The sequence below is a fragment of the Pseudarthrobacter defluvii genome, assembly GCF_030816725.1.
In the GTDB taxonomy this organism is placed as follows: domain Bacteria; phylum Actinomycetota; class Actinomycetes; order Actinomycetales; family Micrococcaceae; genus Arthrobacter; species Arthrobacter defluvii_A.
Genome location: NZ_JAUSYG010000001.1, coordinates 3,988,120 through 4,000,014 on the forward strand (window position 1 = coordinate 3,988,120; position 11,895 = coordinate 4,000,014).

9 protein-coding genes and 1 pseudogene are annotated in these 11,895 nt (G+C 66.8%); 3 read left to right on the forward strand and 7 right to left on the reverse strand.

All coding sequences use genetic code 11. From position 1 onward, the window contains the following. Positions 1 to 3: 3 nt before the first annotated feature. The 4 genes from dgoD to QF031_RS18620 form a co-directional block, all read right to left on the reverse strand. The gene (dgoD, locus tag QF031_RS18605; RefSeq protein ID WP_307431638.1) at positions 4 to 1,152 is read right to left on the reverse strand and encodes a galactonate dehydratase; all 1,149 of its coding nucleotides are present in this window, start codon (positions 1,150 to 1,152) and stop codon (positions 4 to 6) included. Positions 1,153 to 1,162: 10 nt separating this feature from the next. Then, positions 1,163 to 2,041 (reverse strand): carbohydrate ABC transporter permease, encoded by an 879-nt coding sequence (locus QF031_RS18610; protein ID WP_307431641.1) that lies wholly within the window; start codon positions 2,039 to 2,041, stop codon positions 1,163 to 1,165. Next, positions 2,038 to 2,991, reverse strand: a complete 954-nt coding sequence (locus QF031_RS18615) for a carbohydrate ABC transporter permease (RefSeq protein ID WP_307431644.1) — start codon at positions 2,989 to 2,991, stop codon at positions 2,038 to 2,040. The genes QF031_RS18610 and QF031_RS18615 overlap by 4 nt, the downstream gene beginning before the upstream one ends. Before the next feature lie 95 nt (positions 2,992 to 3,086). Continuing rightward, positions 3,087 to 4,385 (reverse strand): ABC transporter substrate-binding protein, encoded by a 1,299-nt coding sequence (locus QF031_RS18620; protein WP_307431647.1) that lies wholly within the window; start codon positions 4,383 to 4,385, stop codon positions 3,087 to 3,089. A 137-nt stretch (positions 4,386 to 4,522) separates the two neighbouring features. Here QF031_RS18620 and QF031_RS18625 point away from each other — a divergent pair, with 137 nt between their 5' ends. Then, the gene (locus QF031_RS18625; RefSeq protein WP_307431650.1) at positions 4,523 to 5,269 is read left to right on the forward strand and encodes a FadR/GntR family transcriptional regulator; all 747 of its coding nucleotides are present in this window, start codon (positions 4,523 to 4,525) and stop codon (positions 5,267 to 5,269) included. 12 nt (positions 5,270 to 5,281) lie between these two features. On the opposite strand, the gene QF031_RS18630 is transcribed toward QF031_RS18625, so the two are convergent. Genes QF031_RS18630 through QF031_RS18640 form a run of 3 tightly spaced genes read right to left on the reverse strand, consistent with a single transcriptional unit; the run spans position 5,282 to position 9,974 of the window. Beyond that, on the reverse strand, positions 5,282 to 6,250 hold the full coding sequence (locus QF031_RS18630; protein ID WP_307431653.1) for an alpha/beta hydrolase: 969 nt from the start codon (positions 6,248 to 6,250) through the stop codon (positions 5,282 to 5,284). Next, complete coding sequence (locus tag QF031_RS18635) at positions 6,247 to 7,236, reverse strand: alpha/beta hydrolase (protein ID WP_307431655.1); 990 nt, start codon at positions 7,234 to 7,236, stop codon at positions 6,247 to 6,249. The genes QF031_RS18630 and QF031_RS18635 overlap by 4 nt, the downstream gene beginning before the upstream one ends. Continuing rightward, positions 7,233 to 9,974: an alpha-L-rhamnosidase gene (locus QF031_RS18640; protein ID WP_307431658.1), complete on the reverse strand. Its 2,742-nt coding sequence runs from the start codon at positions 9,972 to 9,974 to the stop codon at positions 7,233 to 7,235. Before QF031_RS18640 ends, QF031_RS18635 begins: the two co-directional genes overlap by 4 nt. 152 nt (positions 9,975 to 10,126) lie before the next feature. Here QF031_RS18640 and QF031_RS18645 point away from each other — a divergent pair. Further along, positions 10,127 to 10,958 (forward strand): annotated as a pseudogene (locus QF031_RS18645) (IclR family transcriptional regulator). Positions 10,959 to 11,098: 140 nt separating this feature from the next. After that, positions 11,099 to 11,857, forward strand: a complete 759-nt coding sequence (locus QF031_RS18650; protein ID WP_307431660.1) for an SDR family NAD(P)-dependent oxidoreductase — start codon at positions 11,099 to 11,101, stop codon at positions 11,855 to 11,857. Positions 11,858 to 11,895 lie beyond the last annotated feature (38 nt).

Genomic DNA, 11,895 nt, shown 5'->3' on the forward strand with positions numbered 1-11,895 from the left:
GGTTTACCATTCTGCGAAGGATCCGTCGGGGTGGCGCCACACCGGTCCGCGCCAGGCGTGGCCGCGCTTGTCGGCTGCCCGTACCACGGCCTCGTCGATTTCGACGCCCAGCCCGGGCCCGGTGAGCCGCTCAATGTGGCCGTTGACGAACTTGAAGGGCGTCTTGTCCACCACGTAATCGAGCACTTCGGCGCCCTGGTTGTAGTGGATGCCGATGCTTTGTTCCTGGATGAGGAAGTTGGGCGTGGCAAAACCCACCTGCAGGCAGGCGGCCAGCGCCAGGGGTCCCAGCGGACAGTGCGGCGCCAGCTGGACTTCATAGACTTCGGCCAGTGCAGCGATCTTGCGGACCTCGGTGATCCCGCCGGCGTGCGACAGGTCCGGCTGCGCCACCGCGATGCCTGCCTGCAGGGCCGGGAGGAATTCCTGCCGGTTGTAGAGCCGCTCCCCCGTGGACACCGGGGTGGTGGTGGAGGAGGTGAATTCGCGGAGCAGGTGGGTGTTTTCCGGGACGACGGGCTCTTCGAGGAAGAAGGGCCGAAACGGTTCCAGCAACGGGGCCACGCGTTTGGCGTTGGCCAGGCTGAAACGGCCATGGAAGTCGACCGCGACGTCCCGTTGGTCGCCCAAAACCTGGCGGGCCGCGGCGACACGGCGGATGACGCCGTCGATCTCTGCAACCGAGGCCACCGGGCTCATCCGCCCGCTGGCATTCATCTTGACGGCGGTGAGCCCCACGTCCAGCTGCGCGCTGATCTGGTCCGCCACCTCGTTCGGCTCATCGCCGCCCACCCAGCCATACATCCGGATCCGGTCCCGGACGTGGCCGCCCAGGAGCTGGTGCACGGGGGTGTTGAAGTGCTTGCCGGCGATGTCCCACAATGCCTGGTCCAGGCCGGAGACGGCGCTGGCCAGGATGGGGCCGCCCCGGTAGAAGGACCCCTTGGTCATCACCTGCCAGTGGTCTTCGATCCGGAGGGCGTCCCTGCCGAGGAGCAGTTCCGAGAGTTGCCCGACGGCGGTGCGCACCGTTTCGCTGCGGCCCTCGCAGGTGGCCTCGCCCCACCCAACGATGCCGCTGTCGGTTTCGATCCGGACGAAGAGCCAGCGGGGTGGAACGAGGAAGGTTTCGATCCGGCTGATGACGGTCACGCGGTGGTTCCTAACCCTTGGTGGCGCCGGCGGTCAGGCCGGAGACGATGTACTTCTGCGTGAAGAGCGCAATGATCATGATGGGGATGGTGACGACAGTGGCAGCCGCCATCAGCCCGCCCCAGTCGATGCTGGCGTAGGAGACGAAGTCGAAGATGGCCACCGGCAGGGTCTTGGTCTTGGCGCCGGAGAGCACCAGCGCGAACATGAAGTTGTTCCACGAGAAAATGAACGACAGGATGCCGGCGGTGGCGATGCCTGCCACGGACAAGGGCAGCGTGATCCGGCGGAACGCGCCAATGGGGGTGAGCCCGTCCACCTCGGCCGACTCCTCCAGTTCGAGGGGCAGCGAGTCGAAGTAGCTCATCATGATGTAGACGATCAGGGGCAGGGCGACGAACATGTGGCTGAGGATCAGCACTTCGAAGCTGCCCACCATCCGCAGGTTGGAGAAGACGTAGTACCAGGGCACCAGAAGTGACACACCCGGAATGACGCGTGCCATCAGGACCACGAGGGCGGAGCGGTGCATGGTGAAGCGGCTCATCGCGTATGCCGCGGGGACGCCGAGGACGATCGACAGTGCCGTGGAGACAAAGGCCACCCAGAAGCTGTTGAAAATGAACACGAAGTAGTTGTTGCGCTGGAGCACGTTGGCGTAGTTCTCGAAGGTGGGCGAGAACACCACTGCCTTGGCCGTGTCATAGATGTCCACGTTGGTCTTGAGTGACGCCAGCAGCATCCAGAACAGCGGAGCCAGCAGGAACAGCACCACAACGATCAGGGCCACAACCCGGAACACCTTGTAGGCGCGGGTGGCAAGCGGCTTCCGCCGCCGCGGGGCCGGCTTGGCGGCGGCGGGAGTGGTGGAGTCTGTCACGACGGTCATTTGCTTACCGCTTTCTTGCGCATGGTCAGCAGCCACATGATGCCGATGATGATCATGAAGAACAGGATCAGGACGGCTGAGGAGAGTCCGTACTGGTTGTAGTCGAAGCTCAGCCCGTACGCGTACACGTTCAGCGTCTCCACTTCATGGAATGAACCGCCGCCCTTGCCCTTGGTGGCGTACAGGATGTCGAAGGTCTTCAGGGCGTCGATGCCCCGCAGGAGGATCGCCACGATTACAGTGGGCATCATGAGGGGCAGGGTGATGTAGAAGAACCGCTGGAAGGCGTTGGCGCCGTCCACACGGGCAGCTTCGTCCGGCTCGTCGGACAGTGAGGTCAGTCCGGCGAGCAGGATCAGCACCACCATCGGGGTCCACTGCCACACGTCCATGAAGATGGTGGTCCCCAGCGCGGTGTCCTGCCCGGAGAGCCACGGCTGGGGCGGAATGCCGATCGCGCCCAGGAGCTGGTTGGCGAAGCCGATGTTGGGATCGAAGATGAGACGCCACATCATGCCGACGGCTACGGGCGTGGCCACCAGCGGCAGCAGGATGGCCACCCGGACCCACTTTTCGCCCCGGAAGGGCCGCCACAGGAGCAGCGCTATGCCCATGCCGAGGACCACTTCGAAGGCCAGCGCGACGCCGGTGAAGGCAAGCGTGCGGCCCACGGCGGGCCAGAACCGTTCCATGTCCGTCAGGACGGTGAGGTAGTTTTTGAGGCCGATGAAATCGGTGGCTGCCCGGACGGAGCCCTGGGAGTCGGTGAGGCTCAGGTAGAGGGTCCAGGCCAGCGGGAAGACGATGAGGACGCCGACGAAGACCATCGCCGGTGCTGCGAACAGCCATTTGCGGTGCCGGTTGGCCCAGGCGGAGAAGCTCCGGCCTGTGCCCTTACGGCCGCTGGCATTGCGCGTGCCGGCGCTGCGGGGAGGGTTCAGTACAGACATGGTTCACCTAAAAAGTTGGGGGTGAAGTGGGGCCGCGCCGGGACGGTGTTGGGACCGTCCCGGCGGGCTGTTGCGGCAGGGGGGCGCCGCAGGCGTTACTTCTTTTCGCTGTCCAGGAAGGTCTGGAAAGCAGTCTGGGCCTCATTGGCCGCGGCGGCAGTGTCCGCGCCGGTGATGCTGGCAACAATGGGCCCGCCCACGATTTCACGGGCCTTGCCGACCGTAATCACTTCGGGACGGTCGTGTCCGACGCCGTTCTTGGCGCTGGCGGCAATGGCGTCAGCAAGGTCCTTCGGGTAAGTGGAGGTTCCTTCCGGGTTGGACCAGACAGAGGCCCGGGGTCCGGGGACGCCCGCCTTCTGGGCTGCCAGGGTGCGTTCCTTGCTGGTGGCCCACTGGATGAACTTCCAGGCGTTGTCCTGGTTGCTGGAGTTCTGGTTGACGCCCAGGGCCCAGGAGGGGATGTTGTAGGGCTTGCTTCCGGCGGGGCCGGCGGGCAACGCCGCAAAACCTACCTTGTCCGCGACCTTGGACTTTGCCGGGTCTGTGGCGTTCTTGTAGAGGGAGTCAGCCTCGGTGTAGAAGGCGGCGCCGCCCTGGGTGAAGATGGCCATGGCTTCCGGCCAGCTCATGTCGGTGCTGACGTTGGCCGGTCCGTAGTTGCGGATCAGGCCGCCGTAGTAGGCGTAGGCCTTCTTTGCTGCGTCAGTGTTGATGGAGGCCTTGCCGCTGGAGTCGATGAAGTCACCGCCGAAGCTGTACAGGAAGCTGGAGAACTGCGTGACGGCCGTGGACTTGCCGGTGCGGGCAACGAAGCCTGCAGTGTCAGGCGAAGAAGCCTTGATGGCCTTGGCTGCGGCTTCAAGCTCTTCCATGGTCTTGGGGACCTGGAGCCCTGCGGCCTGCAGCAGGTCCTTGCGGTAGTAGAGGACTTCGCGTTCGGTGATGATCGGCACGCCAACCACTTTGCCGTCGGCAGTGGTGGCCTTGACGGGGCCTTCCTGGTAGTCCTTCCAGTCCCAGCTGGAGTCGGAGGACACCTTGCTGGTGAGGTCCGCCAGGTAGCCGTTCTTGGCGAAGGCTTTGCCTTCCTGCAGCGGACGGTACATCATGACGTCGACCTCATCGCTGCCTGCGTTGAGCTTGACGTTGTACTGGTCGGAGAGTTGGTCCTCGCCCAACTGGGTGAGTTCGACCTTGAGTCCGCTGGACTTCTCAAACTCGGGGATGGCGGCCTTGATGCCTTCGGTCCAGACGTGGTTGGCAAGGGTGACGCGGACGATCCCGGACTCCTTCGCCTGGTCGCTGCCGCCTCCGCCGCCGCTGCAGGCCGTCAGCCCCAGCGACATTGCCGCGGCCACTGCCGCGTACTTCACAATTGAACGCCGCTTCATTACGACTCCCTTTGTTCAAGGCCGCGGACTAACCGGGCCGGGTTGCACACGCCTCTTTACGTCTGCTCTGTTTAGCGAGCATAAACAAATAACGCAGACATATACAAGACCTTGCGCTGCCCCCATATGATTTATTCATGACCATCCCAAAGGCGGCGTTGTCCCCGGACCTGCATTCATCGCTGGTCGAGAACCTGGGCCTCGCCATCGCGGAAGGCACACTGGCACCGAATACGATCCTGCGTCTGGATGAGCTGGAAGCGCAGCACAAGGTGTCCCGCTCCGTCATCCGAGAGGCCACCCGCGTCCTGTCCTCCATGGGGATGCTCGAATCCCGGCGGCGGCTCGGGACAGTGGTGCAGCCTGAGGCCAGCTGGAACCTCTATGACCCCCAAGTGATCCGGTGGCGGCTGGCGTCGGCCAAGCGGCTGGAGCAGTTGCAGGCCCTTAACGAGCTGCGCGGCGCCATTGAGCCGCAGGCCGCCCGGTTGGCCGCCGAACGCGCCTCACTGGACCAGGCCAGCGACCTTGTCTCCATGGCTGCCAGGCTGTGGGCCGCCGGGCAGCGGGGAGACCAGGACGATTTCCTGCGACTGGATATCGAGTTCCATGCAGCGGTCCTCGACGCCTCCGGCAACCTCATGTTTTCGCAGCTGCATAAACTCGTGGCGGAGGTGCTGGCGGGCCGGACCCAGCACGGCCTGATGCCCCACCTTCCGGACCATGAAGCACTGCAAATGCATGTGGACGTGGCCAGCGCAATCCAGCGGGGCCAGGCGGCCGCGGCGCACGCGGCCATGAGCAGGATCGTGGAGCAGTCCACCGAGGAAATGGGCGACATCTGGTCCAGCAGCCACCAGGAAGAAAGTTCCGGACAGCCCTGACCGCCTCCGCGATTAAGGCCTTTGCGCCGCCGCCAGCTCGCCCGCCAGGAAGTCCAGGGCCGGCCGCCCCTCCGGCAGCCCTGCCGTGTGGTTCAAATGGCCGTGCACTCCGCCCTCGGCGAGGAAGTAGGAAACCGGAACCCCTGCCCGCTCCAGCGCTGAGGCAAACTGCTCGGCAGAGCCGCGGGCGTCGTCGTACTCGCAGGCGAGCAGTGCGGTGGGCGGAAGGCCTGCAGGGTCGGCGTAGCCGGGCATGGCGTACGACGGGGCCATGCTCACCGGGCCGCCCACGTAGTTTTCCGCCTGCCGGATGCAGTCCTCCACCGTGAACCGCAGGTGCCGCGGCAGCCCCGCCATCACCTGGTCGTCCAATCCCCCGGCCGGCGGCGGGAGTTCGGCGTGCAGGAAGGGGTACGCCAGCAGGAGTTTGGCGGGCAGTGGCTTGCCGGCGTCAACCAGGTAGAGCGCGGCACCAACGGCCAGGTTGCCGCCGGCACCGGCACCGCCCAGGCACAGCAGCTCCGGATCCAGGCCGATGGATGCAGCGTTGTTCCGGGCCCAGAACCAGCCGGCCAGGGCGTCATCATGCGGAACAGGATAGGAGACGCCGTTCCGCGCCAGCCGGTAGTCCACAGACAGCACCGGCATCCCCTGGGCGGCAAGCACCCGTGCCAGGTAGTCCGATTCGGGGATGTCAACGCTGCCGCTGACGAAGCCGCCGCCGTGCAGCCACACCAGGCCCGGGCTGCCGGCGTGGGCGGGTTCGCCGTAGATCCGGATCCCCACCGGCCCGTGCCGCCCGTCCGCTCTCACCGTGCGGATGGGCACGTCCGGTCCAGGCGAGCGCACGGCGTCGGGGTTGAGGAATTGCGGGCCTTCGGGCCTGGCCAGGTATTCTGCGAAGCCTGCGTCAAGCGCCTCTGCGCCGTTCCCCGGGTGGAGGCTCTCCGGGCCGGCGGCCGGACGTTTGATCGGTGTCATGGTGTGCCCAGCTTCCGTGAGAAGTAGCCGACGGCGGCCGCCAGGATGGTGTCCATCTGGTCCTCCGCCCCGAAGAAACAGTGGTCGCCGCCCTCGATGGCCACCACGTCATGCTCGACGCCGGCGTCGGCGAGCGCGGCGGCCAGCAGGTCTGTCTGCGAGTGCGGGACCAGGCCATCGGAGTCGCCGTGCACCAGCAGGAACGGCGCGGCGTCGGCCCCCACGTAACTGATGGGACTGGCTGCAGCCAATAGGTCCTGATCGTCAGAACCGCCCACCAGCATGCGGTCCGGTTGCAGGGACATGCCCGCCGGCACTGCAGCTGTCAGCGCGGGCGGAAGAACGCCGTCGAGCTGCTTCATGGGCGGGAGGTCCGCCAGCGAGGAGACGCCGTAAAAGTCGACGACGGCGCTGACGCCACTGGATTGCCCCTGCACACCAAGTCCGCCCTCAAGATCCGGGCGGTTCCCGGTCAGTCCCAGCAGTGCCACCAGGTGTCCGCCCGCGGATTCGCCCCAGGCCCCGAACCGCTCCGGGTCGATGTTGAGCTCCACGGCGAATTCCCGAAGGTAGCGGACAGCTGCCTTCAGGTCATGGAGCTGCGCGGGGAACGGCGCCTCCAGGGAATGCCGGTAGTCAGCCGTGGCGCACGCGATGCCGGCCTCATTCAGAAGCTTGAACACGGAGTCCGGCGCGAACGTGGGCGGCAGTTCCCGGCGGTCGCCCAGCTGGAATGCGCCGCCGTGGACCCAGAGAACCAGCGGCGTGGGCCCGGATGCCGTGCGCGGCAGCCAGATGTCCATCTTCAGCGGCCGGAAGCCGATCGCCCGGGCGTACGTCACTTCGCGGTGCACCACCGAAACGCCGCCTGCCTGCTCCGGCGTCCCGGGCGCGTCAAAGACCGGGAACGGCGGAACATCGCGGCCTCCCGGGCGGGAAACATCGCGGGAACCATCCAGTACGTCGGTAGCGCGGTCCACTGTCATAGTGTGCTCCTCATCAGCTCAGGTTGGGTGCTGTCCCCGCCGGTTCCGGCAAGGAAAGTATGGCGTCCGGGCCCGACGACGGCGGCCGGCTGGCCCGGCAGCAGCACCTCCGCGGTGGCGCCGGCGGGGATCGTGGCGGTGAGCGTCAGCCCGCCGTCGTCCGGTATGCCCCCAGACGCTGCCGCCTCAGGTGCAGTCCCCGCCGAAAATGTCCACGCCACTTCGATCAGGCCGCGCGGCGCCTGGTGGGAGGTGGACGCGGAGGTGAGGCCGGCGCCGGGCCGCGGCTCGATGACGATCCGCTCCCAGCCCGCGCTGCCGGGGGCCTGCCGCAGCCCGGCGGTGTAACGGTGCAGGAAGGACACCACCGCGCCCTTGCTGTAGTGGTTGAGCGACTGGTGCGGGACGCCGTCGGCGTCGATGCCGTCCCAGAGTTCCCAGACGGTGGTGGCGCCGCGGTCCACCATGGCGAGCCATGACGGTTCCGAGTCCTGCATCAGCAGTTCGTAGGCCAGGCCCAGTTGGCCGTTGTCGGCAAGAACGGGGAGCAGGTAGGGCGTGGCCAGGAACCCCGCGCCCAGGTGCGTGCCGGCGGCGCGGATCAGTTCCACGAGCTGGGCGGTGACGGCGGCGCGGTGCTCGGGGCTGACCAGGTCAAAGGCCAGGGAGCGGACGCAGTTGGCCTGGCTGGCGTGGGTCACGTGCCCGGCGGCGTCCAGGTATTCCGTTTCCCAGGCGTTCCGGATGTTCGCCGAGAGTTCCGCGAGTTCGGCAGCCTCCGCCTCCAGCCCCAGGACCGCGGCAATACGCGCCATCAAGTCGCTGGTGTGCCGGTAGAAGGCCGTGGCGATGATGCCCTTGTCCGCAGTGCGGGCGGCGAACAGGTCCGGTTCGGGCCCGCCTGGTTCCATCCACTCACCGAAGTGGAAACCGGTGTCCCACAGATACTGTTCGTGCGGCGCCGGCTGGGGGTCTGCTGCTGCCCGGGACGCGTGGCGCTGCGTTTCCGCGGCACCCCGGACAAAGCCCATCCACCGCTTCATCGCGTCCCAGTTCTCTGCCAGGATCGATATATCGCCGGTGGCAAGATACAGCTCCCAGGGCACCATGACGATCGCGTCGCCCCAGCCGGCGGACCCGTTGGTGAAGCCCATGAATTCGGCCGAGGTTACCGCGGGGCCGGGCGACGGAGAGATGTTGGCGACGACGCCGTTGTCCCACTGGTCGGCGCGGACGTCCCGCAGCCACTTACGTGAAAAGCCGGTGACGTCGTACAGGTATGCGGCGGTGGGGACGAACAGCTGCCAGTCGCCGGTCCACCCCGCCTTTTCGCGCTGGGGGCAGTCGGTGGGGACCTCACAGGAGTTGCCCAGGAAACTCCACTCCACGATGCCGTGCAGCTTGTTGAGCCTGTCGTCGCTGCAGCTGAAGCTGCCGATCCGTTCCAGATCAGTCCGCACCAGGCACGCGGTGACGTCCGCCGGCTGAAGGTCCGCCGCAAGGCCCTGGACGGACACATACTGGAAGCCGTGGGTGGTGTGCCGGGGCTCGAACACTTCCCCGGGAGTTCCTGAGGAGATGACAGTGTCCACCTGTCCGGCATCCAGGAAGGCTCCGGGCGTGCGGAAGTCGTGCGGGCGGAGGTGGTCCCGGGTGACGTCTCCGTCATGCCCCAGTGCTTCGCCGTAGTCGAGCGTGACGGTTTCTCCCGGTACACCGAGCTTCTCCAGCCGGACCCAGCCGTGGATGTTCTGGCCGAAGTCCACCACCTGATGGCCGTTGGGCAGGCGGGTGATGGACACCGGCGCCAGCTCCTGCGTCACCCTGGTGGGCGGGGCAAGGGGGCCAGCCAACTGCGTTAAGCTGCCCGGGCGGACGACGGCGGGACGCGCCGCAGGTGCGGTGCCGGCAGAAGGTGCCCTCCCGCCGTCGTGCCTCCGGAAGTCCACCCGCTGGCCGCCCATGAGGTCGGCGCCGAGGATTTCCGTGGCGGATACCAGCCATGTGCCATCGGTGCCTATGACCTGCGTTCCCGCTTCGGACTCCACCTCGAGCTGTGCACGGAAGGCTGTGTGCATTCCATACATGTCGGCGTCGCGTGTGTATCCGAAGGTGCCGCGGTACCAGCCGTCGGTGAGGACGGCGCGGATGGTGTTGGTGCCTTCGCGCAGCATGCCGGTGATGTCGTAGGCCTGGACTTGGAGGGTGGTGTTGTAGCTGGCGGAGCCGGGAGTGAGTTGCTGGTCGCTGGCGCGGCGGCCGTTGATGAATAGCTCGTAGATGCCGTGGGCGGTGGCGTAGGCGCGGGCCTTGTCCGGGGTGGCGTGGAGCGTGAAGGTCTTAATAAGGGCGTAGCCGAGCCGCTCCCCCGGTGCCGGAACCGCGGCCTCATCCGGGCCGATCCACTGTGCTTGCCAGTCGGAGGCACGGAGGAGGCCCAGCTCGATGATCATCGGTAGGGACCAGTCGCTGGCTGTTTCTGCGCCGTCGTGCGTGGTGTCCCAGGTGCGGACGCGCCACTCGAACCTGCTGCGGGCTTCCAGCGCGGGGCCGCTGTACGGGATGGCGCAGGCGGAAGATGGCACCTTTCCCGTGTCCCAGCCGTTGGTCGCTCTGATTTGGTACGCCGCCTGGCTCACTGTTCCCGCCGGAGGAGTCCAGCTGAGACGCGGCTCCGTGATGGTCAGGCCCATCGCCTCGGGCAGGTGCTCGGCGCGAAGCCGGGTGGAGGCGGTCATGGGGCGGGACTCCTGAAAGGCGCGGTTGCTGGGAGTTCCAGCTTCGCGTTCCAGGGCTTTGCCTCCACAGGTAGCTTTCAATGGTTGGAATAGTATTGTGGTTCAGCTCACTGGGAGCCACAGAACTGCCAACGGCGCTAGGAACCACTGCCATGACTGCCACTCCGGAAACGGACACCCCACCCACCCGCGGAAAGCGGCCCAAACAGGGCGAACCCGTCATCGACCGCGCCCTCAGCCTGCTTGCCGTCTTCTCCGACCGGCGCCGGGCCCTGACCCTGTCCGAGCTGGCCCGTCACGCGGACATGCCCGCGCCCACTGCGCTGCGGCTCATTGCCCGGCTGGTGGCCTGGGGCGCTCTCGAGAGGCTCGACGACGGCCGGTACGTCGTGGGGGTCCGGCTATGGGAAGTGGCGTCGTTGTCCCCGCGCGGGCACGGCGTGCGGGAGATCGCCCTCCCCTACCTTGAGGACCTCTTCGAGGTCACCCGGCACCACGTCCTGCTGGCGGTGCGGGACAACGAGGAGGCGGTGCTGATCGAGCGGTTGTCCGCCAAGGACGCCACCGAGGTGGCCTACCGGGTGGGCGGCCGCGCACCGCTGCGGTCCACGGCCATCGGGCTGGTGCTGCTGGCCGGGGCGGACCAGCAGTTCCAGGAGACCATCCTGAAGCGGCCGCCGGAAAACGAACCCGGGGTTTCCGCGATGCCGGAAGGGCAGCTGCGCCGGACACTTTCCGATGTGCGACGCACCGGCATTGCGATGATCCGGCGCAGCCTGCCGTCCCGGACCGTATCCGTGGCCTCACCGATCTTCGATGCCCAGGGCGCCGTGGCGGCGTCGCTGTCCATCGTGGTTCCGGACGGCTCCACTCCCCCGAACGTTCTGGCACCTGCAGTGGCGGGCGGCAGCCAGGGCGGTGTCAAGGAACCTCGGATTCCAGGCGCAGGCGAGTCCCGGGATCCGGACCCATTCGCAGGGCTAGGCTGCGCAGGCGACCTGTGATTGATGCGTCCCGGGCCGGTATGTTGGAACCGACCGCGCAGGCAAACCTGCCCGCCGCGGGCTTGGCAGTCACTAGCGAGTCCGACGGGAACCGCCGGACCCAGGATCGAGGATTCAGGCATGGCACAGTTCACGGACAGGGTTGCGCTGGTTACCGGCGGCGGCTCGGGGATCGGCGAGGCAACATCAAAGGAATTGGCGGCCAAGGGCGCCAAGGTGGTGGTGCTTGACCTGGATCTGGAGGCCGCCCGGCGCGTGGCCGACGAGATTGGCCAGGCCGGCGGGACCGCAGTGGCCCTGCAGGGCAACACGGCGGTCAAGGAGGACAACGAAAAGGCTGTCCGGTTTGCCGTGGAGACGTATGGCAAGCTGAACTATGCCGTGAACAACGCCGGCGTCGGCGGCAAGTTGGCTCCTGCCGGCGAGTTGGACCTGGAGGACTGGGACAAGGTCATCGGCATCAACCTGAACGGGGTGCTGTACGGCATGCGGTACCAGATTCCCGCAATGCTCGACGCCGGGGCGCAGGAAAGTGCCATCGTCAACATGGCGTCCATTCACGGCACGGTCGCCGCACCGCTGAGCAGTGCGTACACCGCCGCGAAGCACGGAGTGGTGGGCGTAACCAAGAACGCCGCCGCCGAGTACGGTGTCCAGGGGCTGCGCATCAACTCCGTCGGCCCCGGCTACATCGACACCCCGCTGCTGAAAAAGAATCTGAATGATGAAGCACGGAACGGCCTGATCGCCAAGCATCCCCTGGGCCGGCTGGGCACCGCGGAGGAGGTAGCGCACATGGTGTGCTTCCTGCTCTCGGACGAGGCATCGTTCGCCACCGGCGGCTACTACCTGGTGGACGGGGGCTACACCAGCGTCTGACGCTGAACTAGTCGGGGTGCCAGGCCTATCGGCGCTTC